The following is a 25256-nucleotide window of genomic DNA, read 5'->3' as shown; positions in this document are numbered from 1 at the left end:
GGGCTCCGCTGGTACTTGCGCTGCCCGGTTGAAAGCATCGCGCCTGCTGAATCTGGAAAAGTAGCGAAAACCTGCTGGTGTGCGCCGGCCTATGTCACAGTTCATAGCAACTGCCCCCGAATGTTGGCAGCTAGCGGTTAGATCAATCGCAAAGGCTTCATCCTCATGACAGGGCATTTCCTCATCGTCGCCGACTTCTCCATCCTCGCTCGAGATCTGAGCGTGACATTGGAGCGAATGGGACTGGGCGTCCCGCTGATCGCATCATCCGACACGCAGGCCATCGAGGTGTTGTCGAAGCTCGACACAGAATCAAAGGTCGCGCTCGCCGTCCTGCACATCGCGTCAGAGGAGTTCTTGCGCAGCAACTTGCGGGCCGTGCTGAACGAGTCCGGCACGCAGATCGTCATGGTCGAAAGCGACGACGAATCAGAAGGCGAACCCCTGCCCTATCCGATGCTCAGAAAGCCGGTCTTCAGCGAGGACCTCGAGAAGATGGTGCAGCAACTGTTGCGCTGAGCTAGAGCAAGGGGCGAACTGGCGGCTCTTCCAGATCGACCATCGCTATCTCAGCGAGAACACGGGCCTCCGTGATCCTGAGCACACCGTCCTCCCACTGCGCCTGATTGCGCAGACGAGCAAGCATCTTGTTCGTGTGGACCAGCGACAGACCGAGGGCATCTGCAAGATCGCGCTGGCGGAAGGGAAACGGAACTCCATGGCCCCGCGCCAGCCCGACGGCGGTCAACCGGGAATGAATCTTCAAGAGCGCCCAGGCAATGCGCTGCAGCGCAGTACGTTGCCCCAAGGTGGTGATCGTCTCGCCAAGAAAATGCTCTTCGACCGCTGCAACCCATGTCAGCGCGTAGGCGCGCGAAGGGCTGGTACGGAACAACTCGGGCAATCTTGTCTTTCGGAAGCGACACAGAACCATCGGGCACGCCGCGACGGCTGTGGTGCTCGCCTGACCCTCCAGAAGCCCTTGGAGACCCGTAAGGTCGCCTGGAAAGAGGAAATTCACCAGCTGTCGTCCGCCGTTCGGCAGAAACTTGTAGCGCGCGCCCTGACCCGAGAGTACGGTGTAGAAGAAATTGAGGTCGTCACCTTCATGATAGAGGGTCTGACCAGTTTCGAGATGGACTTCACCATCCCGAAACTCGGTCATGAAACGCACTTCGCTTTCCGAGAACGGCAGAAAAATGGACATCTTGCGCAGGGCACAGGATTTGCACGGGTGCATCATTCTACCCTGTTCTACGGTTCGCAGATTTTGACACGTATCATGCCTCGACCGCGAGGGCGAGAGCAAGGTGGCGTCCACGATCGAAGCGAGGGATTTTCGAACAGCGTAAGCTAACGGTGGTCGCGGTAAGAAAAATTGGAAATGCTATCCAGGTCGCAGTGGGCCGAAATGCGCGCTGGTGAAGACAAACTCAGATGGTGTGACCGGCGATCAGCCTGTCAATCTCGGTGATGTGTCTTGCGAGCATGGCATGCGCCTCAACCGTCTGACCAGCGTCGCGGGCGGCTGCGTACCCTTCCAGGACGTGCTTTTCCCCTTCTACAACGCGGTCCATCACGTTGTCCGATACTTCCTCGAACCAGGACCGCATTTCGATCACCGCGCGGTTGACGGTTCCGAAGAACGAGCCGTCCTCTTGAGGTGCCCGGCCACAGCTTCCGAGGTAGGCTGCCAGTTCCCCTTCGTGTCGGCTATGAAGCGCCAGGAATTCCTTTGCGACCGGCCGAAACTTCGGCTCTGCCTTCTCTACCAGTTTTTCAAATCCCTTCTTGGTATCCAGAACCCGGGTATGCGCCTCGGCGATCAGGTCCAGACGCTCTTCATCCGGCGAAATGTTCGGGGACCTGTTGGACGCCTCCGCGCCGGTGATGGGCGGGGCCGCAGGAACGGCGGATTGTGCGATCGGATTCGGGGGTTTCATGAAAGCCTCCATCTGCTCCGGGGGCGAGCGGCCGGGTCCTGCGACCCGGCCGCGTGCGCAAGTGCGCCGGTGATCAGACCGGCGGTCGACCACGCACGGCGCGCGCGATCATCGCGACGACGAAGAGGATCAGGAAGATCACAAAGAGAATCTGCGCAATCGACGACGCGGCCCCGGCGATACCGGTAAAGCCTAGCGCCGCGGCGACCAACGCGATGATCAGGAAGGTAAGAGCCCAACTAAGCATGACTTGTCCTTTCGTTTGTTCAGCCTCGAGGGCGAGATGAAGAATGAAACTTGCGACCGACCGTCTCGGTTCCATCCCGCATCGCCGGCAACTGGAAAGCGGCCACAGCATCCTTTCGCTTGAAAACATAGAGAAAGCGCCGATCGACGCCCCCCAGTCGCTGTGAAGCTAACGTCGAAAGCAAAAAGACCCGGCACGCGCCGGGTCTAACATCTGCATTGGTCTGTCGTCTGGTTAAGATCAGACGTTCAGGGTTTGGGTAGACGCGAAGAACATCGCCTGCGACACTGCAGAGCGGACCTGCTCCTGCTCGAACGGCTTGGTTATCAGGAAAGCCGGTTCGGGCTTCTCCCCCGTCAGCAGACGTTCGGGATAGGCCGTGATGAAGATCACAGGGACACACTCGTATTGCTCCAGCAACTCGCCTACCGCCTCCACGCCCGATGAATCATCGGCAAGGTGTATGTCCGCCAGAATGAGGTCTGGGCGCTCCCGCTTGCCCAAGGCGACGGCCTCCGCGTGTGTGCGCGCGATCCCGGTCACTTCGTGGCCCATGTCGGTCACGATGTTGCGGATATCGAGCGCGATCAGCGGCTCGTCCTCGATGATCTGCACCCGTCCACGAACCGAACGTGACATCTCCCTGTAGGCGATGGCCACCAGATCTTGCGCCTCGTTTTCGGCGACCTGAATGATCTGACCGATCTCGGCGTAGGAGAACTCTTCGAGCGAGCGCAGGAGAAGCGCCTCACGCGTGTTGGCGGTCAGGGCCGCGAGCAACGACTGTGCGCGTGCCTCGATCCCGTCGATTGCCCCGTCACCGATGGGTGCCCCGGTCGTCTGCCAGACGGAATGAAATGCCTTGAACAAGGCGATTTTCGGCGAAATCCCATCAGCCAGCAGCGAGCGGTCCGCCAGAATCGCTTCAAGCGTGGCCGCCGCGTACTTGTCGCCAGTCGACTGACTTCCGGTGAGCGCCCGCGCATACCTGCGTAGAAAAGGCAGCTCTTTCGCTATCTGCATCGACCTCGACATATGTACTCCTTCGATCTCGCGCATTTCAGCCTTCATCCCGTATATATGTGTTTCAGTCCGAGTACTGAAAAAAAGTTCTCGGCCGGGGAACCAAACGCGAATAGCGGCGTTCGGTTCCACGAATATCCAGAGTTTCTTCTGCTCGCGCAGTGCTTGCGCGACGTCAAGGAAGATGACAGGTTGTTGATAATGGTGGGGCGCGCAGCTGAATGGCGATGATGAGCAGTAATCAAAATGGAAAGTCGGGGTCCATACCACCTTCGGTTTCCCAGCAGATCGACGAGAATCTCAAGCGGCTTTACAGCGAAGCCGCCGCCGAGGACTTGCCCAGTAACCTGACCGAACTCCTTGATGCGCTGAGACAGCAGGACACTCAGAGCAAATCAGGTGACGAATGACCGATTCAAAGGGTCAAGAAGCTTCTGCAGACCCCCGCAACGAGATCGTCACCCACCTTCCATCGCTGCGCGCATTTGCACGCGGGCTGACCGGTGACGTCGCGGCGGCCGACGACCTGGTTCAGGATACCGTCCTGAAGGCGTGGAGCAAGTTCGGACAGTTCCGCGAGGGCACCAATTTGCGCGCCTGGTTGTTCACGATCCTCAGAAATACGCATTTGTCGACCCGCCGAAAGCGTGCCCGAGAGGTCGCCGATTCAGAGGGCACCTTTGCTGCCCGCCTCGCATCGAAGCCCGATCACGATGGTCGGCTTGCGCTGCAGGAACTGAACGCGGCGATGAACCTTCTGCCGATCGAGCAGCGCGAGGCGCTGATCCTTGTCGGCGCCCTCGGTTTTTCGGTCGAGGAGGCCGCCCAGACCTGCGACTGCGCGCCAGGAACAATCAAGAGCAGGGCGAACAGGGCGCGCCGCGCATTGGCGGAGATGCTGCACCTGGAGAAAGGCGAGCATGCCTCTGCCTCTGATAGCCCTATCTCAGCTGTCATGGCAGCGAGCCCCAGCGCATTTTGACCGCAAGATCGCAGCAAGAGCAAGGCACGAACGGTGTTCGACTTTAGCAATCGACTGGCGTCGCGCCTCGCGGTCCTGCTGACACTTGCACTTGCGCCGCTGGGATCGATTGCGATCTATTCCGAGTTCGACGCTTGGCGGACACAAATACAGTCTTTTGAAGCGTCGCTTCTGGCGCGTACGGCTGATGCAGTTGCAGGCCAGCGCGGGCTTTTGGAAAGCGCGATGCTGGCGATCGACCGCATCATACCCCTGGTGGTGGACCGGTTGGACGACCCCCGGGCCTGTTCGAACTACCTGCGCGACTTCATCGTAGAGTCGCGCTTCTACGCATTTGCGGGGTTCATTCGAAGTGACGGGAACATGGATTGCCTGTCATCGGGCGATCCCATCGATTTCAGCGAATCCGAAACCTTCCAGGCCCATCTCGCCGAACCAAGAAGCTTCTTCAGCTTTCAGCCGACCGGAGCGATCACCGGTCGACCGGTCGTCCTGGTCAACCGGCCGGTGATCGTCGAAGACGAGATGCTGGGCTTCCTAGCCATCTCGATCTCGCGGCATAGTTTCGACCTGATTGCGGCTGATCCTGATCCGGAAACCGCGCCGCGACTGGCCTACCTTGTCAATCATCTGGGCAAGACGCTGACCAGTGCGGAAAGCGCACGAGCCAACGAAATGCTGCCGGTCGACGAGTCGCTAAGAGAGATCGTCGAGATGCGAAATGGCGTTTTCCGCGCCAACAGCAACGCCGGCATCGAGCGTACCTTCACCATCGCCGAACTGATCCCGGGTCAATTGTATGCCTTGGGCAGCTGGTCAGACGAACAGGTCGGGAAGGATTCTGTCTTTGACATGTGGCGGCTGGGCTTTCCGATCCTGATGTGGATCGCATCGGTAGCGGTCGTCATGTTTGCGGTCAATTACATGGTCGTCCGTCATCTGAAGCAGATCAATTCTCAGCTTCGGCGCTTTGCGCTCGGCAATCGTGATGAATTTCAGCGCCTCCCCGACGAGGCGCCGACCGAATTGCGGGAAATCGACTCGACCTTCTCCAAGATGGCGCGCCTGATCCGGCGCGATGAAATGGAACGCGAGGAAGCGTTGGCGGAAAAGACGGTCCTGCTGAAAGAGGTCCATCACCGCGTCAAGAACAACCTGCAACTCATTGCCTCCATCTTGAATCTTCAGATGCGCCGGGTCAGCGACGTGCAGGCCCGAGCCATTCTGGTGGGTATTCAGGCGCGAGTACGCTCGCTGGCTTCGATACATCGAACGCTCTACGAACAAGAGCGCATGAACGAACGTTATGCAGCGGACTTCTTCGACCGGATTCTGAACGAGTTTCTGGTCATCGGCCAGGTCGACACCAGCAAGATGCTGATCGAGAGAAACTTCGAGGCCGTGGCGCTGCCACACGACAAGATCATTCCGGCGGCATTGCTGTTTTCCGAAGCGCTGACGAACGCGCTGAAATACGCGGCCCCGCAGAACCCCGACGCTCCGACGAAGCTCAAGGTGTGTTTCTCCAGCAAGATGGGTCAGGCGCAACTGCGCGTCTGGAATTCGCTTTCCGTTCCAGTGGACGCGGAGGGTGGATCAGGCCTCGGGCAAGAACTCATGACGGCCTTCGCGCTGCAGATCCATGGCGATATCGAAAGCGGAGCGGTGCAAGACGCCGAGGGTCACGGATGGGAAATGCGGCTGCGCCTCGCGCTGGATACGTCCAAGGGCGCAACCGCGTCCTGAATACACCACGCGGCTATCAGGAACCAGCGCAAGATCTCGGCGTTGTCTAGGGCCTGAATGCCACGCACGGGATCCCATGCCGCAAGCACCACAAAAATTCAGTGACCCGGTCGAGGAGCATCGGGCCCTGCACGAGACGGAGTCCCGGATCGCCATCGCAGGTCATCCCCTGCATGCGATGCTGGTGGCATTTCCAATCGCTCTTGCCATGTCAGTTCTCGGCGCGGACCTTCTCTACTGGTGGACGGGCGACGCATTTTGGACGCGCGCAGCCGGCTGGGCGGCTTTCGGCGCCTTTCTCATGGGGGTGATCGCGGGGATTACCGGCACGGTGGAGTTGCTGGCTGTACGCGGCATCCGCAACCGGTCGGCCAGTTGGACGCATTTCATCCTGGCTGTGATGCTGCTTTCCGTGCTCGGCGCGAACTGGGCCATTCGGATCGGGGATCACGAAGCCGCGGTCTTGCCCCTCGGCCTGCTGATGTCGGTGTTTGCCGCCGGGCTGACCGCAGTCACCGGCTGGCACGGTGGCAAGCTCGTATTCGACTATCAGATCGGCACCAAGATGCCCGAGCATGGCGATTGAAGCACGCAAGCCGATCTTTGTCCTGGAACCGCGCGCCTTGGAACTACGTTGACAGCAGATGAAGGGGAGCCCTGACACTTCAGGCCGAAAGGAAGGTCGGGTTGCGCGCGTGCATCAGCCGACACATGATCGCCCGTGGGCAGTACATCTGCACGCGGCTGCGATTCTGTCGCTTGGAATCCTCGCAATCGGCGCACCGCACGTGGTTCTGTTGTCTGGAAATCGCGTAGAGTCCGGGGGGTTTTCGTGGGATTTCAGCATGGGGCTCGGGTTTGGCGCGTTGGCGATGGTCACGCTGCAGTTTGCCATGACCGGTCGGCTGCGCTGGCTGACACATCCGTTCGGTGCGGACATCGTCTACCTCTGCCACCGCTACCTCAGTTGGGGCGCGCTTGCTCTCATGCTGGCGCATTTCGGCCTGCTCTATGTCTTTCACGAGCCCGCGCTTGGCGTACTCAATCCGCTCGAGGCGCGCTGGGAACTCACGGCGGGGCGGGTAGCGCTGGTCTGCTTCGCGGGGCTTGTTGTGACTTCGCAGTGGCGAGAGCTGTTGCGTCTCAGGTACGAGCACTGGAGAGCGCTGCACCTCTTCCTTGCCATCGTCGGTTTCGCCGCCGCAATCGCCCATGTGCTCGGGGTCGGCAATCTGACCGATACGCCTGAAAAGCGCGCACTCTGGCTCGGCGCGACGCTGGGGTGGGCAGGCATACTCGTGTTTACGCGTCTTCTGCGGCCGTGGGCGCAGTCGCGCAATCCATGGCGCGTGGTTTCCAATACTTCTGAATACGGTGGCGTTCACACGCTGGAACTGGAGCCCGAGGGCGACGGGCTGACACGCTGGAAGCCGGGTCAATTCGCGTGGCTCAAGGTCGAGCGCTCCCCGTTTTCACTGATCGAGCATCCGTTCACGATCTCGACCGCGCCGGAAAAGGGACCGAATGTCGCTTTCTCGATCAAGCCACTGGGCGATCACAGCACGGCATTGGCGGAAACGCCGGTTGGTGCGCGTGCTTATGTCGACGGGCCATATGGTGCCTTTTCCATCGATCGCATGGCCGATGCCGAAGGCTTCGTGATGATTGCCGGCGGTGTCGGGATCACCCCGATCCTGTCGAACCTGCACGCACTCGAAGCTCGCAACGATAAGCGACCGGTGATCCTTCTCTACGGCAATCCGACCTGGGATCAGATCAGCTTTCGTGAGGAGCTTGCAGATATCGGCAAGCGACTGAACCTGTCGGTCGTGCATGTCCTTGATGACCCGCCGGCGGAGTGGGAGGGGCCGCACGGCAAAATCGACGCCGATGTGCTGCGCGACCATCTGCCGGAGAATGCGCGCGACTGGCCCCACCTGCTTTGCGGCCCGCGCCCTATGATCGACTCACTTGAACGCGACCTTAAGGCCATGGGCGTCGCCGAGCGTCACATCGATTTCGAAATCTTCGAGTTGGTTTGAACATGCGACCGCGACTTGCACTCATCTACGCGATTTTCGTGACGGCACTTGCGTTGGCGCTAGCTGTCTGGCTGGCACTGCATCTTGGGCAGGTTTGAGAGAGGATTTCCATGAAAGACCGGATCGACACGCTGCTGGAAAATTTCATGACGCCGATCGTCGCCCGCCATCGCGGCGATGTCGAGTTCATCCAGGCCGTCGAAGAGGTCGCGCAGGATGTCCTGACGATCGAGAAGGCAAGCGCCGAGTTCACAGGCGCCCGCGTTCTTGAACGGTTGTGCGAAGCCGATCGCATCATCGATTTTCGCATCACTTGGCGCGATGACGCAGGCGAGGTGCAGATCAACCGCGGCTGGCGCGTGCAGCATACGAACCTTCTGGGCCCCTACAAGGGTGGATTGCGCTGGTCACCGACGGTCGATCTTTCGGTACTGAAGTTTCTCGCTTTCGAGCAAGCGTTCAAGAATGCCCTCACCGGCCTCCCGCTCGGCGCCGCGAAGGGCGGAGCGGACTTTAACACCGCAGGCCGATCAGAGGCGGAGGTCGAGCGGTTCGCGGCGGCTTTCATGGCTGAACTCGCCGCGCATATCGGTCCGGATCGCGACGTGCCGGCCGGCGACATCGGGGTCGGCGACCGCGAGATCGGCTACCTGTTCCGCGCATGGGTGCAGCATGCGAGGCGCTGGGGCGGCGCGATGACCGGCAAGCCACTGTCGTTGGGCGGAAGTCCGATGCGGGCGCAGGCGACAGGGTTCGGATTGGTCCACTTCACCCAGGCGATCCTCGCCGAGAACGGCGAAGAGTTATCAGACAAGCGCATCGCCATTTCGGGCCGCGGCAATGTCGCGCGCTTTGCGGCCAAAAAAGCGATCCATCTGGGCGCGCGGGTGATCTCGCTCTCCGGACGGGCAGGAACCTGGCACGCAAAGGACGGGTTCACCGTCGAAGCGCTGGAATGGGTCGTTGCAGCCTCGGGCAAATCGGCAAAGTCGCCCCCGGCAGGCTTGGGCCTCGAATTTCTACAGGATAATCGCCCCTGGGGCCTTGAGCCCGATATCGCCCTCCCCTGCGCGACGCAGAACGAAGTCGAAGAAGAAGACGCCAAGGCTTTGGCCGACGGCGGCTGCCGCTATCTGGCCGAGGGTGCGAACATGCCCGTAACCGCGAAGGCCGAGGCACATTTGCGCCGCGCCGGCGTTATCCAGGCACCCGGCAAGGCCGCCAACGCCGGCGGTGTTGCTGTGTCAGGTTTGGAAATGCAGCAGAACGCGACTTATGCGCGCTGGTCCGAAGCGCGCCTCGACGCCGCGCTGCGGGACATCATGTGCGACATTCATGGCCGCCTCAAGGAAGAGCGCGCCAACTGCTGCACTCCGAGCGGAGCGATCGACTATCGTCGTGCCGCGAATGTCGCAGGCTACCGAAAACTTGCGCGGGCGGTAATCGCCGGTGGCGTCATCTGATACAGTAGATGCTGCGGAACCGACTGGCTCACGCAAACGTTAGCCGGTGGACCTATACTCAAATCCGGGGGAATTCATCGATGAACGCGAACTACACTGGCATTCTGGGGATCATTCACCTTGCGCTCGTGGTCTGGGCGGCAGTGTCCATACTAGGTTCGGGCGCGTCGCAAGGGCGAAAGGTGCTCTGGATCCTGTTGGTGCTTTTATTCCCGGTGGTCGGCTTGATCATCTGGTTCATCGCGGGACCGAAGAAGCCCTGAAGCTTCGCTCTATCGCCTGAACCTCCGTGCGGGAGCAAACGCCGCTGGTCGAGAGGCCAGCGGTGTTTCTCTTATTCACCTCAACATAGTGCCATTGCGCGGAAGCGTTTCTGAACCGCGGGATCCAGCGTGTCGAACGGTGATGACATTTCCTTTCCCTGCCGAGAGCACAGGGTGCCTGCAATCTGAGATAGCGCGTAGAACGGAAATTCGTGCGGAACCAGGGAACGGAACAAGCGGAGCGGCGTTTTCAACTGGAAGCCGAAACGAATGGCCAAGCGGCGGGGTCTTCGACCCTCGTCTAGGCCGGCAAGTGACAGTTCACAGCAAAGCCATGCCGCCCCAGCGGCCCGTTTTTTGCTGCGCGGGTGAAACGCCACCAAGCCATTATTCTTCAAATATTTTTTTGTTGCCACGGAACCCCGATCCATACCGCACGTTTGTAACCCAGAGCCTCTGACGAGGCCATGAATACACAGGAGTACGACATGAAAAAGCTTATGCTGACTACGGCGATCGTAGCGATCACTTCAATGGGCGCTGTCGCGCAAACCGCCGACACGACCGGCCAGACGACCATGAACCAGGGTAGCGCTGGCGAAGCCGGCGAGCGCAACGTTCCCGCCTTCCTGGCTACCGATTTCACCGGCAAGAACCTCTATACGGTCGACGTCGAGGAAGCCCGCAACCTTCGTGAAGAGCGCATGACGCAAGAGCGTGGGTCGTGGGAACGGACCAGCATGCGCTGGGAAAGCGATGCGACCTTTTCCGCGAGCCGTGACCGGTGGGAGGACGTCGGCAGCATCGGCGACGTCGTCATGACCCAGGACGGTGAAGTGCGTGGCATCCTGATCGATGTCGGCGGCTTCCTCGGGCTTGGTGCGCGGACCGTCATGGTCGATATCGACGAGCTGTACTTCGTCGCTGACGACAGCAATCCCGAAGATCTGGGCGATTTCTTCGTCGTGGCTGCCCTCACCGAGAGTGAACTGGAAGGGCTTCCCGAGTGGAACGACGACCAGCTGAGCATCGGGTTCGAGTCGCGCCGCTACAGTGACATGTCCCGCGATGCCCAGCTTGCGAGGGGTGAGGGGGATGTAACTGAGCAGGCGTCGATGGAACAGTCTGGCGACGACACCATGGCGACCCAGCCCGCAGAAGGCAGCGCGATGACCGACACCACGCAAGAGTCGGCTAGCGACCAGACGCTGGCGCGCACCACGGTGCCCGAGGGTTACATGGTGATGGAGCGCGACGCGCGCACCGCCGAGAACCTGATCGGCGCCAATGTCTACGGGCGTCAGGGTGAAGATGTCGGTTCGGTCGATGACCTTGTCCTGGCCGAAGACGGCAGCGTGACCCATGCGATCATCGACGTTGGCGGTTTCCTGGGTCTTGGAACCCACACCGTCGCGCTGGAGCTTGATGCGGTCGATATCCTCTGGAACGACCAAGATGGCGACGTGCGGGTCCAACTGCCGATGACGCAGGAAGAGCTGGAAAGCCTGCCCGAATATGAAGGGTGACACCCCTTCTCGCGTCATGACCAGATCATGATGACTGGACCCGCCGGGAAACCGGCGGGTCTTTTCTTGTCCGCTCGACGGGTTCGAAATCTGATCCGGCGAGCGCGTGGGATCAGCCGGCGCGACCGGGGTGCGCGCAGTGCGCATCGCTCCGCAGGTATATGAAGTCGTTTGTAAATCGTGTAAATTTATACCTTTTGTTTACCACCCGACTTGGCGCTGGATGCGGGCGCGGGCCCGCCCCGGCCGTTGCCACCATGCCCGATAGCGAAACCCCATAGCGAAACCCCGTCGCATCAGGCTGGGGAAGCGGCGCAGCGCGCAGGCGCGCAGTCCGTGTTTGAGGCTGCTGCCCCGAGGTTGGCTCCGCCACCGTCCGGAAGCAAGATCAAGTCAGGTTTGCAGGACCCGGTCGGCCCAGGCGGCCGTGACCGTTCCAAAGCAATCGTGAATGGAGTCGACGGCGATGTTGCTGCCGATACTCAGCCGGCCGAGGATCGAAAGCCCTTCCACCGGCTTCGCCGCAGCCGAGATCGCACGCGCGCTCCGGTCGGTGACAGCGCCGTCGGCATCGTCCGACTTGCAGAGCACCCCTTGCGCGACGAGGCCCGCGATCAACGGCTCGGTGACGGCGGAAAGGTCGGGCGACGGCAGGACCGCATCGATCATGGCCGCGGCGTCGAGTTTCGTCTTGCCCGCGGGGTCGAGCGTCCAGCCTTCCGGTATCAGGCGGATGTCGGGGTCCGCGGTCGCGCGGAGCGTCACCAGGCCCGCGGCCACAAGCGCGCGCAACTCGGTCGCGGCCGCCAGCGGGGGGCCATAGGAATAGCGCTTCAGTCCCGTGTCCAGCTTGATCAGGGCTGCGCGTGCGTTGCCGGGCTGCGGGAGGTTTTGAAACCCCTTGCGCAGATCAGGCTGCAACCAACGCCAGACCTGCCCCACCGCGTAGCCCGCGTCCGGCGGGCAATGCCCCGCGGCCATCTCGGCGTTCTGTTCGAGGAAGTCGAGCGGCGCCCGCCTTTCCTGCCTGCCCGCCTCGCGGATTTCGGCCAGAAGCCATGAACGCGCGTCTGCGCCGCCAGGAGGCGCCCCGGCCTGGTGCATCGCGCGCGCGGCGATCGTTGCCACCAAGGTCGCGACCGGCGTCAGGTCGTCCGATGCGTCCGCGCCGAGGGCGGAGAGTGCATCGAGAAATTGCGCCCGCTCGTCGGCTCGCGGGGCGTAGTGATCATCAAGCGCCCCGCGCGCCGGTTTCGGCGCCGGCGGCCGCCCGTCCAGCGAGAAGGGCGCGATCAACGACGGCTCCTTGCCCGAGGGGTGGTAGCCGTCCGCCTCGAACCGCCCGCCCTGAGCGATGGTCATCGCGCGCAACGCATCGAACGTCGAGAGCCCCAGTCCGCGGATCGCGACAGTGCGGCCCGTCCAGGCGCGCGCCGCCCGGCTGAGATCCGCGCTGGGATAGACCGGCAGCAGATTCAGACCGTGGCGCTGCGCATGGGCCTGCCAGCGGGCGCGCTGTGGATCGAGGCGGGTCGCGGGCTGGCCGAGCACCAGGGCGACCTCGCTCCAGGGGCCGAACTGCGTGCCGGCATCCGTCAGCAGGTGCCAGCCGTCCGGGCCGCTTTCCATCACCTCGATCCGGGCCTTCCGGACCGTGACGCCAAGCACCGCGCAGACGTGATCCCACCGTTCCGAAAGGTAGGTTCCCATCACCGCGCGCGGGGGGTAGTCGTCGAGTCCCAGCGAAAGCGACCGCTGGACGATCCAGGCCCGAAACGATGGGAAATCAAGCGCCGGGCTGCCGGGAGCGGGCAGATCGATCGACCGGACCGGCAGGTTCAGCAGATCCGACAACGGCATGTCGGGCGCGAAGTTCGGACCGGCGCCGGGTGTTTCCGACGCCTCGAAGACATGGAGATCGAGCTTGCGGCCCTGCCGGAGGGCACGCGCGCCCAAGGCCTCCAGCGCGCCCAACCCGCGTGGCCCGGCGCCGACGATGGCGACGCTGCGCACGGGAGGCGGCGGGGAGGCCATGGTCGATTTCCTGTCCTGACATGCTTTTGTCGTAGAACGGGCGCGCCTTTCGCGCGCCCGTCCAGTCGTTCAGCTTTCGGCCCTGTTCAGGAATCGATCAGGGGGGTGATCCGCCGGATCGCCACGCGGCGATTGCGGACCTCCGAGTCGAGCGTCGGGATACGCAGGTGACGCTCGCCGTAGCCCTGCACCACCAGGTTTTCCGGCGGGATCTCGAAGAACTCGGTCAGGGCCAGCGCCACCGATTCAGCCCGGCGATCCGACAGCGCGAGGTTGTAGGCTGCGGGACCCGTCGCATCGGTGTGGCCCTCGATCAGGAACATCTCGCGCGGGTTGTCGGCAATCAGACGCTCCATCAGGCGGCCCACCTGCAGCAGCTTGGGGGCTTCGTCGGCGCGGACATTCGCGCGGTTGGTCTCGAACGTGATGGGTTCGGGGCTCAGAAGCGGCAGCAGATCGCGAAGCTCGCGGGTCTCACGGACCTGGCGCAGAGAGAAGGACCGGTCGATGGCCCGTGCCTCGGCCTCGGCTTCGCGGAGCATCGCAAGCGCGAGTTCGGGATCGGTGCGCTGCGAGATACGAAGCTCCCTGGTGCGCGGGGGCGGCAGGACCGATACGTCGATCGGAGCATACTGCCGGGTGTCGTCCAGCAACTCGACCATGCTGCCGTCGGGCGCGATCCGCTCGCGGCGCAGCACGCGGCCGGTCGCGTCCCGCACGGTGACGACATGGGTGCCATCCGGGCGGATCCAACGGGTGCGCGTGGACCCGTCGCTGAACCGTTCGATCCGGCGGGTCGAGCCGTCCTGAAGCAGGATCGCGTCATCGTCGCGCCATAGTTCCAGATCGCCCTCGCCGGTGTCGACGACCACGCGTTCGTCCGAGCGCGCGACGACGCGGTTGCGGTTGACGATCATGCCGACCGCCAGCGCCCCAAGGGCTGCGAGGCCCGCGCGCTCCAGATCGCGGCGGTCGCGGCGGGCGCGATCGGCGCCGGCACTGGCGTCGACATCCAGCGACAGGCGCGAGGCAAAGTCCTCCTGGCTGCTACGCAGCTGCGCGGCGGTGATCGACTCCTCGATCACTTCGGGCTCTTCCTCGAGCTCGGCTTCGGCTTCACCCTCCTCGGCCTCGCGCGCGGCGAGGGCGGCGGCGGGGGGCTGGTCATCGGGCGCATCGTCGCCCGCAGGTGCCAAGCGCGAGGCCAGGACCGAGCCCAGAAGGCCGACGGCAGTGGCGACCTCGGGGTCCTCCAGCAAGCGGTCGACGGTGGCCTGTTCGGCGGCGTCCAGTTCGCGGGCCTGTTCTACGGGGGCAACGAACTCCTCTTCCGGGGCGTCCTCGACCACCAGTTCCGGGGCTTCATCGGCCATCGCCTCGGCCTCGGCGCGCAGGCGGGCGCGTTCTTCCTCGAGCGCGCGCTCTTCCTCCTCGGCGGCGGCGATGCTTTCGGCATCCGGCATTGCCGCGTCCGGCTGCGGCTCCTCGGCGGTCTCGGCGACCTCTTCGGCGGCGGCATCCTGATCGGCGACCGCGTCGTCTTCCGGCGCCGCTTCTTCCGCGGCGGCGGCGTCGGCTGCGGCCGGCGTGTCATCGACCATCTCGTCGGCGGCTTGCGCCGCGTCAGCTTCGGCTTCGTCGACTTGGGTTTCTTCGGACTCCGTCTCCTCGATGCGCGCCTCTTCCTCCACCGCTTCGAGTTCGGGCGCGGCCTCGGCCTCGGCCATTTCCGCAGGCTCGGCGTCCTCGGTCACGGCTTCGCTTTCCGCGGGCGCTTCGGCCGCTTCGACCACCGGCTCGGGGGCTTCGACCTGGGCCATCTCTTCGGGCGCGGGCGCATCCGGGGCGGGTTCGGCGAGATCCGCGAATTCGACCTGCAGGGCTTCGATCGCCTCCACGGCGCGCGCCTCGGGGTCTTCGGCGCCGTCCATCGTGGGATCGGCCAGCAACACCTCGCAGAGCCTGGCGTCGTAGCTCTCGACGCATTCGCCGACCCGGGCGCGCACGGCATCGCAGCCGTCCGTCTCCGGATTGTCGCGGCAGGCTTCGACCAGCGGCGCGTAAAGGCCGTCCGGCTGCTCGGCCGCGGCATCTTCTTGCGCACTGACCGCGACGGGCGCCATCATCAGGCACAAGCCAAGGGCGGTGGTTGCGTGGAACTTCGAACTGCGCATCATCGTACCTCCAGATTTCGACCCGCGCCCGTCGATTGCGACCGGAAGGCGGGTTCCTTGCTTACCGCGGCTTGCGCTGCAGCTTTTCGACCGCGCCGGCGCCGGCGCTGTCCGGCGCCAGGGACGACTTGGGACTGTTCGGATCGTGTCGTCTTTCCTCGACGCGTTTCTTGCTGAGCAATGCAAAGACCACCACGCTCAGCAGCGTGAACATCGCAAGCAGCGGCAAGAGCCAGACCAGGTCCATGGAATCCTCCGATCAGTTTCGGCTGTTCAATGCGCCAAGCCCGATAAGGTTCCGGCGGTCGGTCGCAATCCGCTATCCGCGCCTTGACGCGCGCAAGGAAAAACCGAACCATCGCCTTCGGATCGCGCGTAGTCTTGGAACCGACAGAGGACCCCATGCGTTCTCACCTCTGCGCAAAGTGAATTTGGCCGAATGAACGGAACATTACCCTATTGCGGCCCGGCGCCCGCCAGTTCCGACTGGTACTGGGCCTGGAATGCGGACCCATACCTGATCGGCGCCCTCGTCGCGCTGACGATCTGGGGTCTTCTGGCGGTAAGCGAGGCCGATCCGGGTCAACGCCGCGCCGTCCAGTTCGCCGCGGTCGCAGCGACCGTCGCGTTCGTCTCGCCGCTCTGTGCGATGACGGCCGCGCTTTTCTCGGCGCGGACGCTGCACCACCTTGTCGTCCTTGGCGTCCTGGCGCCGGCGATCGCCTTGGCCTTTCCGGTACGCCGACTGCCGATCGCCCTGCCCTTTCTGGCCATGTCCGCGGCGCTGTGGCTCTGGCACCTGCCCGCAGCCTACAGTGCGGCCTGGGACCATGCGGGCGTCTACTGGGCGATGCAGGCCGCACTGATCCTACCGGCCTGGGCGTTCTGGTCCGCTATCCTCCACCGGCCCGGGCTGGGGCATGCGCTGTGGCTTCTGCCGGTGGTCGGGCAGATGGGGCTGCTGGGGGCGTTGCTGACCTTCGCGCCGACGCCCTTCTATCTTGAACACCTCGCCCACGCCGAACGCTTCGGGCTGAGCGCGCTGGCCGACCAGCAACTGGCGGGGCTGATCATGTGGGTGCCGGGCATGGCACCGCTGGCGGCTCTCGCCGCGATGATGGCCTGGCGCGCCCTGCGCGACGAGGCCACCGCGTGATCGCGATCCTGAAGTCGATCCACATCATCGCACTCGCCATTTGGTGCGCGGGGCTGATCCTGCTGCCGATCCTTCTTCACATCTACGGACGGCGCGCCGAGATGCGCACCCAGGCCGGCTTCACCGAATTCCGCTGGCTCACGCATTACAGCTACACCGGCGTCGTGACCCCGGCGGCGGTCATCGCGGTCGCCGTCGGAACCGTGCTGATCTTCGCGCTGGAGATTTTGGCGCCCTGGATGCTGGCCAAACTGCTTGCCGTCGGCGGCATGGTGCTCGCGCATGCCTGGCTCGGCTATCTGATCGTTCATGCGGGCGAGCGGCGCGAAATCTTTCGCATGCCGCGCGCCGGTCTGGCGCTGATCGCGATCCTTCCGCTGATCGGCGTGGTGCTCTGGCTCGTTCTTGCCAAGCCGCCGCTGGACGATCTGATCCGGCTGCTCCCCGAGTTCCTGATGGAGCCGCGCGGAAACCCGATCCCGTCACAGCTGGTCCCGATATGAGAGCCTTGCGCGATCTGTCGATCCTAGGGGGCGTTCTGGTCCTCTCGGGATGCGCCGGCCCGCTTTCGACGCTGGAGCCCGCGGGGCCGATCGCCGCGCAGATCGCCTGGCTCTGGTGGGCGATGCTGGCCGGTGCGGCGCTGATCACCCTTTTCGTGCTGGGGCTTCTGGCGCTTGGCTTCGGCGCCCCGCGCAACGTCACGCCGACGACCTGGACGCACGGACTGGGGCTGTGGTTCTCGCTGGCGATCCTCACGACCCTGCTGGCCGGCGGGCTGTGGGTCGGCGAGCGCATCCTGCCCCGCGACGACGACGCGATCGAGGTGCGCGCCGAAGCGTTCCAGTGGGGCTGGCGGTTCGTTCATTCCGGCCCCGACGGGGCAGAGGTGACGAGCGACGGTGTGCTGCACATCCCTGCGGGCGTGCCGGTCGACGTGCTGATCACCTCGGCCGATGTCATCCATTCCTTCTGGGTGCCGCAGATGGCCGGCAAGGTCGACGCCATTCCCGGCCGCGTGAACCGGGCGCGCATCCTGGCCGACCGGGCGGGGCGCTATGACGGCCTCTGCGCCGAGTTCTGCGGCGTCGGTCACGCCGGCATGCGTTTCGTCGTCGTCGCCCATGCGGACTGGCCGCCGACCCTGGACGAGGACGCCCCATGACCGACGCGACCGCCCCCGATCATTCGCTGGCCGAGGCCGAGGCGCTGGCCCTGCCCGCGAACCCGCGCCAGCGCGCCCTGTCGCTGCACCGCGAGGCGGCGCGCGTCTGGGCCAACGACCCCGGGTTCCGCGGGCAGCTGACCGCCGTCAGCCATACCACCCTGGGGCTGCGCTTCATGGCGACGGCCTTCGTCTTCTTTGCCATCGGCGGGATCCTGTCGATGCTGATCCGGGCGCAACTGGCAACCCCGCAGGGCGCCTTTCTGGACACCGAGCATTACAACCAGATCTTCACGATGCACGGCAGCATCATGATGTTCCTTTTTGCCATCCCGATGCTGGAGGGGCTGGGGATCTGGCTTCTGCCGAAGTTGCTGGGCACGCGCGACATGGCCTTTCCGCGGCTGACATCGCTGGGGTACTGGTGCTACCTGTTCGGCGGGCTGATCATGCTGACGGCGCTTCTGTTCGGCGTGGCGCCGCGCGACGGCTGGTTCATGTACACGCCGCTGTCGGGCGCGGCGCACAGCCCCGGCATCAACGCCGATGTCTGGCTTCTGGGCGTGACCTTCGTCGAGATCTCGGCGCTGGCGGCGGCGGTCGAGATCACGGTGACCATCCTGCGCCAGCGCGCGCCGGGCATGAAGTTGACCGAAATGCCGCTTTTCGCCTGGTACATGCTGGGGACCAGCGTGATGATGTTGGCGGGCTTTCCGCCGCTGATCGCCGGCTCGGTCCTGCTGGAGCTGGAGCGCGCCTTCGACTGGCCGTTCTTCGACGTCGCGCGCGGGGGCGACCCGCTGCTGTGGCAGCACCTTTTCTGGCTCTTCGGCCACCCCGAGGTCTACATCATCTTCCTGCCGGCCGCCGGCGCGCTGTCGACCATCATCCCTGTAATGTGCCGCACGCCGATCCTGGGCTACGGCGCCATCGTCGCGGCGATCCTGGGGCTGGTATTCCTGTCCTTCGGGCTCTGGGTGCATCACATGTTCACGGTCGGCATCCCGCACATGGCGCTGGCGTTCTTCTCGGCCGCGTCGGTTCTGGTTGCGGTGCCGACGGCGGTGCAGATCTTCGCCTGGATCGGCACGATGTGGAAAGGCCGGCCCGAGTTGCACCTGCCGATGTATCACATACTCGGCTTTTTCCTGACCTTCGTGATGGGCGGGCTGACCGGCGTGATGCTGGCGATCGTGCCCTTCAACTGGCAGGCGCATGACACCGCCTTCGTGACCGCGCATCTGCACTATGTCCTGATCGGCGGGTTCGTCTTTCCGATGATGGCGGCGGCGACCTACTGGATGCCGCTGATCACCGGCCGCCGCCGGGTGAAGGGACTGGGCGAGGCCGCGTTCTGGGTGATCGTGGTCGGCTTTCACGGCACCTTCTTCATCATGCACCTGACCGGGCTGATGGGCATGCCGCGCCGGATCGATGTCTACCCGGACAATCCGGAATGGATCTGGCTGAACCTCACCTCGTCGGTTTTCGGCTTCGTGATGACCATCGGCTTCGCGATGTTCGCGCTGGACCTGGTGATGCAGGCGACGCTGGGCAAGCGCGAGGCACGCGACCCCTGGCGCGCGCCGACCCTGGACTGGGCGATGCCGCTGCCCTCGCCGAACTACAACTTCGCCTCGCTGCCCGGCCCCACACAACTTTCCCGCACCGGCTCGGAGGTGACGATGGACCTCGCCCGCGGCGCGGGGTTGCTGCCCGGCGCGCCGCGCGGCCGACGCGAGTTACTGGTCACCTCGGTCGGCGTGGCGCGGCCGCTGCACGTCGCCGTCCTTCCCGGAAACTCTGCGCTGCCGCTGGTCCTGTCGGCGAGCATCGCGATTTTCGTTCTGCTGATGCTGGGCGGGCTCTATCCGCTGGCCGGCGCGGCCCTGATCCCGGTGGCGGCGCTGATCTGGGTCTGGGGGCGCGGCTTGGTGCTGGACAGTGATCCCGCCCCGGTCGAGATCGCGCCGGGGGTGCGCCTGCCCGTGCATTCCCGTGCGCGTCCCACGCTGGCGCAAAGCGGGCTGCACGCCCTGCTGGTGGCCGATGGCGCGCTTTTTGCGTCGCTCCTCTTCGGACTTGCGTTCCTGTCGGTCGTGACCCCGGCCCCGGCGGCGGCGCCGGCGACCGCCGCAACCCTTGCGACGGGCCTTGGCATGGCGGTTCTGGTCGGGGCGCTGGCGCTGGCCGCCATCGCCGCCCACCGGGCCGAGCGCACCATCGCCCCGGGCTGGACGCTGGCCGGCTCGGCCTTCAACCTGCTCGCCCTGGTGGCGCTGGCCTGGCTGGCGATGCAGTTGGACGATCCCACCGCGCACGCCCGCGACGCCCTGCGCGCGGTCATGGCGGGTTTCGTCGGCCTGCACGCGCTGGTCGCCACGGGGATGGCGTTCTTCGCGCTTGACCAGTACCGCCGGGGCGAGATCGACGCCGCGATGCCGGGCGCCCTGCCCGCCTGGCAGGTCTGGCAGGCCTTCACCGCCGTCACGGCGCTGATCGCCGCCGTGGTCCTCTTCGTGCAGGCGGGCGTGTCATGAGGTGGCTTGCGCTCAGCCTGGCGGGTCCGATGCTCTGGGCCGTCATGTTCTCGCTGGTCTACGGGCTGCACGGGGCGATCTGCGCCGAAATCCCCGGCCCCGAAGGTCTGGGGATCGGCGCGCGCCTGCTTCTGGTCGGCGCATGGGGCCTCGGGATCGCCGCGCATCTCGCGCTGCTCTGGCGCGTGCCGGCCCAGGGCGGGATGACCGCGCAGGCCCTGCCGCGCGCCGGCGCCTGGATCGGGCTTTTCGCGACCGTCTTCACGCTTTTCCCGGTCCTGATGGCGACCAGTTGCTGAAGGCCGCAGTGCGGCGGGATGAAAAAAAGCCCGCCTTGCGATAAATGTGCAAGGCGGGCCAGAGGGACGTGTGCCCTCGGGATGGGAGCACAGCCCCATGTCAACTCAGGGACATGAAAAAAACGCAGGCAGGCAGATTTGGTTCCCTAACGCCACAAAGAAGGCCCCTGCTTGCACAGGGACCTCGCGGCGGCCTCATAAAGCCTCATGGTGTTCAGTTCGCAGCGCGATCAGTCCGAGGGTGGCGCCGGTTCATCGATGAACAGATCGTCGTCCACGGCCGGATCATCCGGATCGGCAACCGCGGCATCGGCGGGCTGCTCGGGCTCGGCATCGATCGCCGCGGCAGGCGGTTCATCCTGTACTTCGGGCTCGACCACCATCGTCCGTCCAAGAAACCAAAACATCAGAGCACCCGCGACAAGCACCGCAAGGATGATCCCGATCAACGGTCCGCGATGTCTTCTCGCCTGCTTCTTCGTGTTGGTGTCCGGTGCGGTCATATCGCTTCCTTTGCCTCGAATTTCGGGCGCATCTCGCATACCATCCCGACGCGATGGTGCGCAAGCGCCCTGCTGCTGCGCCGCCTGCTGAGGCGGTGCTAATATAACCAAACGCATGAATCCCGCGAAGGTTCCAGCCCGCGGGCCGTACCTCTGCCAGCCTCACAGATGCGGCTTGAGGATCGACAGCACGATGTCCTGCGCGTGCGTCAGCCATCCGATCCGGTCCAGATCCGCAATCGTCACGGGGCGCGAGCGCGCAAGATCGGCGTTGAACAGGCCGATCTGCTCGGCCACGACCGCCTCGTCATAGACGTTGAGGTTGGCTTCGTCGTTCAGGCGAAACGACCTTTCGTCGAAATTCGCCGATCCGAAAGACGCCCAGCACTCATCGACGATCAGAAGCTTCGCGTGCAGGAATGTCGGGGTGAATTCATGGATATGGACCCCGGCCTCCAGCAGCTTGCGCCAGGACCGCCGTGAAACGCGCCGGACTAGAACCGAATCGTTTTGCCGCGCGGCCAGCATCAGATCGACCCGGATGCCGCGCTTGCGGGCCTGAAGCAGCTGATCCATGACGACATTGTCGGGCACGAAGTAGGGCGTCGAGATGCGAATGTGCCGTTCCGCCCCGGCCAGGGCGGTCATCATCATCAGGTGGATCTCGTTGCGGCTGCCGGTATTGCTCTTGACCAGCTGAAGCGCGGTGTCGCCCTGCGGCGCGAGTTCGGGATAGAAAGCGTCACCGCGAAGGACCTCGCCGTGCGCCTCGACCCAGTTGTGCGCGAAGGCGTTCTGAAGCATCGCCACGATGGGACCGGCGACGCGATAATGCGTGTCGCGCCATTCGCCGGGATTGCGCGCGTCACCGCACCATTCGTCGGCAATCCCGACGCCGCCGATGAATCCCAGCTTGCCATCGACGACCAGGATCTTGCGATGCGTGCGGTTATTGAGCCGCGTCAGCGTGCGCAGCCGCATCGGCCGGAACATCCGCAGTTCCACGCCATTCTCGTGCATCCGGTCGATAAGGTCGTCCGACATCGGCAGGCTGCCGGCCCAGTCGATCAGCACCTTCACGCGGACACCGGCCTTCACGCGGTCGATCAGGGCGTCACAGAAACGCTCGGCGATCGCGCCGGTCCAGTAGATGTAGGTCTCGAAGGTGATGGATCTTTCGGCCTCACCGATCGCTTCCAGCATCGCCGCGAAGATCGCATCGCCGTTGACCAGCGTGGTGATCCGGTTGCCGCTGATGATGGCGCTGCCGTAAAGCCCGGCCATGTCGCGCGCGAACTGCGGATCGCAGGCGGGCGTGCCCGGCGGGACCGCGCGCCGCAACTCGTGCCGGTAGGGCATCAGGGCGACCACGAAGAACCAGAACAGCACCACCGCCACGACCGCTGCCACGGCGATGCGAAGCTTCCGCCGATAGCGGCGCGGCGAAGGCGACATGACAACCCCTGTACGGTGTGCGACGATGGGGCAACGCCGCATCCGCCAACCGGTTCCCTGCAACACATTTCGGCATGCGACAGGAAACCGCAGGCGGGCGGCGGCGTTGTGTAGCTGGTGCCCTTCCGTTTCGGCATTCCAACAGAGGTTGCAGGGCCCGTTTCGCATGACACTCCCATCCTCGCCGACCAGTCCGCAGATATCGCCCCCACACGACAATTCCGCCCGCGTCACCCTGCACGGGGCCGCGGCGGTTTCCGTCATCGGGATCTTCGTGCTTCTGCTTCTGGGTGCCGTGCATTACGCGCGCGATTTCCTGCTGCCTGTCGTCACCTCGCTGCTTCTCTTCTTCGTCTTCGCGCCGGTCCAGCGGCGCTTTCATCGCTATGGCCTGCCCAAGGCACCGGTCGCCGCGGTCCTGGTCCTCAGCCTTCTGCTGGGCATCGCCGCGATCTTCTTTCTGGTCAGCGGGCCGATCATGCAGGTCGTCAACAACTTTCCCGACATCACGCGCGACGTCATGGAAAGGTTCAATGCGCTACGCGGGGCGCTCTTGTCAGTCGTGTCCGAATTGCGCGAAGACGGCAACGAGGCTCTGCCCGACCTGCGATCCGTCGCGATCATCGCCGAGCCCGTCGCGGAGGGCGAAGGCGGCGAGAATGGCGATGGCGAGGAACAGACCGACGACGAATTCCTGGTGTCGACCGCGACCGGCGCGATGAGCTACCTCGCCAACGCGCCCGCGGCCGTCGCGCAGGTGGTCTTCATGCTCGTGCTCCTCTACTTCCTGCTGTCGTCGGCCGACCTGATCTACCTGAAGATCGTGCAAAGCTTCGATGGTTTCGCCGACAAGCGCGCGGCCTTCCGGGCGCTGCGCGAGATCGAACTGAACCTCGGCGGGTATCTGGGCACCATCACCCTGATCAACGCCGGGCTGGGCGCGTCGATCACCGCGGCGATGTGGGCCCTCGACATGCCGGTGCCTGTGCTCTTCGGGGTCCTCGGATTCGCGCTCAACTACATCCCCTATGTGGGCGCGGTGACAGGGGTCCTGATTTCGGCAGTGGTGTCGCTCCTGTGGTTCGACGATCTTGCCAGCATGCTCATGGTGACCGGCGCCTACCTCGCGCTGACCACGATCGAGGGGCAGCTGATCACCCCCCTCATGCTCGCCCGCCGGCTGCGGATGAACATCGTGCTCGTCTTCCTCTCGGTCGCGTTCTGGGCCTGGATGTGGTCCTTCCTGGGCATGCTGATCGCCGTGCCGCTGCTGGTGGCCTTCCGGGTCATCGCCGAGCAGGTCCCCGGGATGGGCAAGCTGTCGAACCTGCTGTCGGGCGACCCGGCCCAGACCCCCACGCCGAAGGAGTTGACCGGCGAGCCGCCCTGACGCGGCCCGCTCAGATCGCCTTCCGGGCTCGGTCCTCGGACAGGCGCGCGACCTCGGCCGCGATCTCGCGGATCTCCTCGCGCTCCGCCTCCAGCGTCAGGGCCTTCTCGGCGCGCGCCAGCGCCTCGGTCGACGCCAGCCTCGCGGCCTGCCCGAAGATGTCGGGCGCCTTGCGGGCAAGGTCGCGCAGCACCGATTGCAGGATGTGCTGCACCTCGACGAAGCCGGCGCCGTCGCGCGCAATCGGGCGCAGCAGGTCGCGCAGGAAATCGTTCGCATCGAGGCCTGCCATCCACACCCGGTCGTGCACGGTCTCGGGGTTGGCGCGCGTTTCCCACTTGCTCAGCACGCGCTGCGCCCGCCGCAGCACGTCGATCGCCGTGCCGGGATCGTTGACCGCCGGCGACAGCGCGCGCGAGGCGGTCTCGGCCATCACGATCATGCCGAACTGCGGATCCTGCGAAAAGGTGCGCGTGGACCCGATGGTGAAGCAATCCAGCACCTTGTCGGTGAACTCCTCGTCCATCTTCGCGTCCGTGCCCTTCAGATAGGCCATCGGCCGGCCGGCGCAGACAAAACGCCCCGGCATCCGGTTGATGACGATCTCGATGCCGTGCTTCTCGGCCAGTTCCTGCAGTTCCTCGACATCGACATGCTGGACATGTCCGATCCGCGCGCTTTCGACCGCCTGCATGGTCTGGAACTCCCGCGCCGGGATCTCCAGCCGCCGGCATCCCAGATACGGGTTCGCGAGACGCCGCTGCAAGGAATCGCCCACCGTCTGTTCCATGCGCGCGAGCGTGTCGGGAAGCCGGCCAAAGGTCCGCAGCAGGTTGATCCACCGGATGAACGCAACGAAGATCAGGAAGATCACGACGACCGAGACCGCCAGCAGGACGACGCGACCGCCATCCTGGTAAAAGTCGATCTGCAGCAGGATGATCCCGACAAGCGAGAAGATGAACGCCCCCAGGAAGGTGGCCAGCACGTTCTGCGAAGTGCCGTCTTCCAGCAGCAACGCACTGGCGCGCGGCGTGGCGCCATCCGCCGCCCCCCGGATCGCGTCGGCCATGATCCCCAGCGAGAAGGTCGAGACCGCCAGCATCGAGCTCGCGACGATGGTGAGCACCGTCTCGACCGCGTCCACGCCCAGATGCGCCTCCCATTCCGTCGGCACGACCGGGCGCAGCGCCATCGCGACAAAGGCGGTGCCGACGGACAGCAGCGCAAACACCGTCAGCTTCACCCAGATCTGCGAGAAGATTTGCCGCAGGCGAAAGAACAGGGTCGAGTCGAACATGTTGT

At 64.4% G+C, this 25256-nt stretch carries 26 protein-coding genes; 16 read left to right on the top strand and 10 right to left on the bottom strand.

The genetic code is table 11. The features are described 5' to 3' along the window. The first annotated feature begins 165 nt into the window (after positions 1 to 165). Positions 166 to 519, top strand: coding sequence for a hypothetical protein (locus IM708_RS14935; RefSeq protein WP_209427378.1), 354 nt, complete (start codon positions 166 to 168; stop codon positions 517 to 519). Position 520: 1 nt separating this feature from the next. On the opposite strand, the gene IM708_RS14930 is transcribed toward IM708_RS14935, so the two are convergent. The 3 genes from IM708_RS14930 to IM708_RS14920 form a co-directional block, all read right to left on the bottom strand. Next, positions 521 to 1207, bottom strand: coding sequence for a Crp/Fnr family transcriptional regulator (locus tag IM708_RS14930; RefSeq protein ID WP_245243217.1), 687 nt, complete (start codon positions 1205 to 1207; stop codon positions 521 to 523). A 226-nt stretch (positions 1208 to 1433) separates the two neighbouring features. Further along, positions 1434 to 1943, bottom strand: a complete 510-nt coding sequence (locus IM708_RS14925; protein ID WP_209427376.1) for a DUF2383 domain-containing protein — start codon at positions 1941 to 1943, stop codon at positions 1434 to 1436. A gap of 73 nt (positions 1944 to 2016) precedes the next feature. Further along, positions 2017 to 2190, bottom strand: coding sequence for a DUF1328 domain-containing protein (locus IM708_RS14920; protein ID WP_209427375.1), 174 nt, complete (start codon positions 2188 to 2190; stop codon positions 2017 to 2019). A gap of 43 nt (positions 2191 to 2233) precedes the next feature. Here IM708_RS14920 and IM708_RS21580 point away from each other — a divergent pair, with 43 nt between their 5' ends. After that, the gene (locus IM708_RS21580) at positions 2234 to 2356 is read left to right on the top strand and encodes a hypothetical protein (protein WP_280860690.1); all 123 of its coding nucleotides are present in this window, start codon (positions 2234 to 2236) and stop codon (positions 2354 to 2356) included. Between the two features lie 74 nt (positions 2357 to 2430). Here the strand turns inward: IM708_RS21580 and IM708_RS14915 are convergent, their stop codons facing one another. Next, positions 2431 to 3249, bottom strand: a complete 819-nt coding sequence (locus IM708_RS14915; protein WP_280860688.1) for a response regulator — start codon at positions 3247 to 3249, stop codon at positions 2431 to 2433. Positions 3250 to 3434: 185 nt separating this feature from the next. Here IM708_RS14915 and IM708_RS14910 point away from each other — a divergent pair, with 185 nt between their 5' ends. The 8 genes from IM708_RS14910 (at position 3435) to IM708_RS14875 (ending at position 11235) form a co-directional block, all read left to right on the top strand. Beyond that, positions 3435 to 3623, top strand: a complete 189-nt coding sequence (locus tag IM708_RS14910; protein WP_245243216.1) for a NepR family anti-sigma factor — start codon at positions 3435 to 3437, stop codon at positions 3621 to 3623. Beyond that, entirely contained in the window at positions 3620 to 4195 is a 576-nt protein-coding gene (locus IM708_RS14905) for a sigma-70 family RNA polymerase sigma factor (protein ID WP_209427374.1), read from the top strand. The genes IM708_RS14910 and IM708_RS14905 overlap by 4 nt, the downstream gene beginning before the upstream one ends. 33 nt (positions 4196 to 4228) lie before the next feature. Continuing rightward, positions 4229 to 5941, top strand: a complete 1713-nt coding sequence (locus tag IM708_RS21695; protein ID WP_209427373.1) for a sensor histidine kinase — start codon at positions 4229 to 4231, stop codon at positions 5939 to 5941. Positions 5942 to 6017: 76 nt separating this feature from the next. After that, positions 6018 to 6527 carry a DUF2231 domain-containing protein gene (locus IM708_RS14895; RefSeq protein WP_209427372.1) on the top strand — a complete coding sequence of 170 codons (510 nt, stop codon included), beginning with the start codon at positions 6018 to 6020 and terminating at the stop codon, positions 6525 to 6527. Positions 6528 to 6636: 109 nt separating this feature from the next. Then, positions 6637 to 7983, top strand: a complete 1347-nt coding sequence (locus IM708_RS14890) for a ferric reductase-like transmembrane domain-containing protein (RefSeq protein ID WP_209427371.1) — start codon at positions 6637 to 6639, stop codon at positions 7981 to 7983. A 110-nt stretch (positions 7984 to 8093) separates the two neighbouring features. Then, positions 8094 to 9446 (top strand): NADP-specific glutamate dehydrogenase, encoded by a 1353-nt coding sequence (gdhA, locus tag IM708_RS14885; protein ID WP_209427370.1) that lies wholly within the window; start codon positions 8094 to 8096, stop codon positions 9444 to 9446. An 80-nt stretch (positions 9447 to 9526) separates the two neighbouring features. After that, on the top strand, positions 9527 to 9709 hold the full coding sequence (locus IM708_RS14880; protein WP_209427369.1) for a PLD nuclease N-terminal domain-containing protein: 183 nt from the start codon (positions 9527 to 9529) through the stop codon (positions 9707 to 9709). A 488-nt stretch (positions 9710 to 10197) separates the two neighbouring features. Further along, complete coding sequence (locus IM708_RS14875) at positions 10198 to 11235, top strand: PRC-barrel domain-containing protein (RefSeq protein ID WP_209427368.1); 1038 nt, start codon at positions 10198 to 10200, stop codon at positions 11233 to 11235. Between the two features lie 393 nt (positions 11236 to 11628). Here IM708_RS14875 and IM708_RS14870 read toward each other — a convergent pair whose 3' ends face one another. The 3 genes from IM708_RS14870 to IM708_RS14860 all read right to left on the bottom strand — a co-directional run bounded on the left by IM708_RS14870 (position 11629) and on the right by IM708_RS14860 (position 15690). Beyond that, positions 11629 to 13269, bottom strand: a complete 1641-nt coding sequence (locus IM708_RS14870; protein WP_209427367.1) for an FAD/NAD(P)-binding domain-containing protein — start codon at positions 13267 to 13269, stop codon at positions 11629 to 11631. An 86-nt stretch (positions 13270 to 13355) separates the two neighbouring features. Further along, the gene (locus IM708_RS14865; RefSeq protein ID WP_209427366.1) at positions 13356 to 15446 is read right to left on the bottom strand and encodes an OmpA family protein; all 2091 of its coding nucleotides are present in this window, start codon (positions 15444 to 15446) and stop codon (positions 13356 to 13358) included. Positions 15447 to 15504: 58 nt separating this feature from the next. Continuing rightward, positions 15505 to 15690: a hypothetical protein gene (locus IM708_RS14860; protein ID WP_209427365.1), complete on the bottom strand. Its 186-nt coding sequence runs from the start codon at positions 15688 to 15690 to the stop codon at positions 15505 to 15507. A 192-nt stretch (positions 15691 to 15882) separates the two neighbouring features. Here IM708_RS14860 and IM708_RS14855 point away from each other — a divergent pair, with 192 nt between their 5' ends. Genes IM708_RS14855 through IM708_RS14835 form a run of 5 tightly spaced genes read left to right on the top strand, consistent with a single transcriptional unit; the run spans position 15883 to position 20603 of the window. Next, positions 15883 to 16599, top strand: coding sequence for a cytochrome c oxidase assembly protein (locus IM708_RS14855; RefSeq protein ID WP_209427364.1), 717 nt, complete (start codon positions 15883 to 15885; stop codon positions 16597 to 16599). Further along, positions 16596 to 17102 carry a CopD family protein gene (locus tag IM708_RS14850; RefSeq protein ID WP_209427363.1) on the top strand — a complete coding sequence of 169 codons (507 nt, stop codon included), beginning with the start codon at positions 16596 to 16598 and terminating at the stop codon, positions 17100 to 17102. The genes IM708_RS14855 and IM708_RS14850 overlap by 4 nt, the downstream gene beginning before the upstream one ends. Continuing rightward, the gene (locus IM708_RS14845; RefSeq protein WP_209427362.1) at positions 17099 to 17764 is read left to right on the top strand and encodes a cytochrome B; all 666 of its coding nucleotides are present in this window, start codon (positions 17099 to 17101) and stop codon (positions 17762 to 17764) included. Before IM708_RS14850 ends, IM708_RS14845 begins: the two co-directional genes overlap by 4 nt. Further along, on the top strand, positions 17761 to 20304 hold the full coding sequence (gene ctaD / locus IM708_RS14840) for a cytochrome c oxidase subunit I (protein WP_245243215.1): 2544 nt from the start codon (positions 17761 to 17763) through the stop codon (positions 20302 to 20304). The genes IM708_RS14845 and ctaD overlap by 4 nt, the downstream gene beginning before the upstream one ends. Next, positions 20301 to 20603, top strand: coding sequence for a hypothetical protein (locus tag IM708_RS14835; RefSeq protein ID WP_209427361.1), 303 nt, complete (start codon positions 20301 to 20303; stop codon positions 20601 to 20603). Before ctaD ends, IM708_RS14835 begins: the two co-directional genes overlap by 4 nt. A 230-nt stretch (positions 20604 to 20833) precedes the next feature. On the opposite strand, the gene IM708_RS14830 is transcribed toward IM708_RS14835, so the two are convergent. Then, the gene (locus IM708_RS14830) at positions 20834 to 21106 is read right to left on the bottom strand and encodes a hypothetical protein (protein WP_209427360.1); all 273 of its coding nucleotides are present in this window, start codon (positions 21104 to 21106) and stop codon (positions 20834 to 20836) included. A 162-nt stretch (positions 21107 to 21268) separates the two neighbouring features. Next, a complete protein-coding gene (locus IM708_RS14825) occupies positions 21269 to 22561 on the bottom strand; it encodes a phospholipase D-like domain-containing protein (RefSeq protein WP_209427359.1) in 1293 nt (430 codons plus the stop codon). A gap of 166 nt (positions 22562 to 22727) precedes the next feature. Between IM708_RS14825 and IM708_RS14820 the strand changes: the two genes are divergently transcribed. Continuing rightward, positions 22728 to 23951 (top strand): AI-2E family transporter, encoded by a 1224-nt coding sequence (locus IM708_RS14820; protein ID WP_209427358.1) that lies wholly within the window; start codon positions 22728 to 22730, stop codon positions 23949 to 23951. Positions 23952 to 23961: 10 nt separating this feature from the next. On the opposite strand, the gene IM708_RS14815 is transcribed toward IM708_RS14820, so the two are convergent. Continuing rightward, on the bottom strand, positions 23962 to 25251 hold the full coding sequence (locus IM708_RS14815) for a DUF2254 domain-containing protein (protein WP_209427357.1): 1290 nt from the start codon (positions 25249 to 25251) through the stop codon (positions 23962 to 23964). Positions 25252 to 25256 lie beyond the last annotated feature (5 nt).

The organism is Pararhodobacter sp. SW119, assembly GCF_017811755.1.
Lineage (GTDB): Bacteria > Pseudomonadota > Alphaproteobacteria > Rhodobacterales > Rhodobacteraceae > Pararhodobacter.
The sequence above is the reverse complement of the archived record's forward strand: the minus strand, read 5'-3'. Positions and strand labels throughout refer to the sequence as shown.

Coding starts and splice junctions, on each gene's coding strand:
- IM708_RS14825 (WP_209427359.1), bottom strand. CDS start 22,561: ATGTCGCCTTCGCCGCGCCGCTATCGGCGGAAGCTTCGCATCGCCGTG.
- IM708_RS14920 (WP_209427375.1), bottom strand. CDS start 2,190: ATGCTTAGTTGGGCTCTTACCTTCCTGATCATCGCGTTGGTCGCCGCG.
- IM708_RS14880 (WP_209427369.1), top strand. CDS start 9,527: ATGAACGCGAACTACACTGGCATTCTGGGGATCATTCACCTTGCGCTC.
- IM708_RS14930 (WP_245243217.1), bottom strand. CDS start 1,207: ATGTCCATTTTTCTGCCGTTCTCGGAAAGCGAAGTGCGTTTCATGACC.
- IM708_RS14935 (WP_209427378.1), top strand. CDS start 166: ATGACAGGGCATTTCCTCATCGTCGCCGACTTCTCCATCCTCGCTCGA.
- IM708_RS14910 (WP_245243216.1), top strand. CDS start 3,435: ATGGCGATGATGAGCAGTAATCAAAATGGAAAGTCGGGGTCCATACCA.
- IM708_RS14870 (WP_209427367.1), bottom strand. CDS start 13,269: ATGGCCTCCCCGCCGCCTCCCGTGCGCAGCGTCGCCATCGTCGGCGCC.
- IM708_RS21580 (WP_280860690.1), top strand. CDS start 2,234: ATGAAACTTGCGACCGACCGTCTCGGTTCCATCCCGCATCGCCGGCAA.
- gdhA (WP_209427370.1), top strand. CDS start 8,094: ATGAAAGACCGGATCGACACGCTGCTGGAAAATTTCATGACGCCGATC.
- IM708_RS14895 (WP_209427372.1), top strand. CDS start 6,018: ATGCCGCAAGCACCACAAAAATTCAGTGACCCGGTCGAGGAGCATCGG.
- IM708_RS14925 (WP_209427376.1), bottom strand. CDS start 1,943: ATGAAACCCCCGAATCCGATCGCACAATCCGCCGTTCCTGCGGCCCCG.
- IM708_RS14865 (WP_209427366.1), bottom strand. CDS start 15,446: ATGATGCGCAGTTCGAAGTTCCACGCAACCACCGCCCTTGGCTTGTGC.
- IM708_RS14830 (WP_209427360.1), bottom strand. CDS start 21,106: ATGACCGCACCGGACACCAACACGAAGAAGCAGGCGAGAAGACATCGC.
- IM708_RS14860 (WP_209427365.1), bottom strand. CDS start 15,690: ATGGACCTGGTCTGGCTCTTGCCGCTGCTTGCGATGTTCACGCTGCTG.
- IM708_RS14820 (WP_209427358.1), top strand. CDS start 22,728: ATGACACTCCCATCCTCGCCGACCAGTCCGCAGATATCGCCCCCACAC.
- IM708_RS14845 (WP_209427362.1), top strand. CDS start 17,099: ATGAGAGCCTTGCGCGATCTGTCGATCCTAGGGGGCGTTCTGGTCCTC.
- IM708_RS14835 (WP_209427361.1), top strand. CDS start 20,301: ATGAGGTGGCTTGCGCTCAGCCTGGCGGGTCCGATGCTCTGGGCCGTC.
- IM708_RS14855 (WP_209427364.1), top strand. CDS start 15,883: ATGAACGGAACATTACCCTATTGCGGCCCGGCGCCCGCCAGTTCCGAC.
- IM708_RS14815 (WP_209427357.1), bottom strand. CDS start 25,251: ATGTTCGACTCGACCCTGTTCTTTCGCCTGCGGCAAATCTTCTCGCAG.
- IM708_RS14905 (WP_209427374.1), top strand. CDS start 3,620: ATGACCGATTCAAAGGGTCAAGAAGCTTCTGCAGACCCCCGCAACGAG.
- ctaD (WP_245243215.1), top strand. CDS start 17,761: ATGACCGACGCGACCGCCCCCGATCATTCGCTGGCCGAGGCCGAGGCG.
- IM708_RS14875 (WP_209427368.1), top strand. CDS start 10,198: ATGAAAAAGCTTATGCTGACTACGGCGATCGTAGCGATCACTTCAATG.
- IM708_RS14915 (WP_280860688.1), bottom strand. CDS start 3,249: ATGCGCGAGATCGAAGGAGTACATATGTCGAGGTCGATGCAGATAGCG.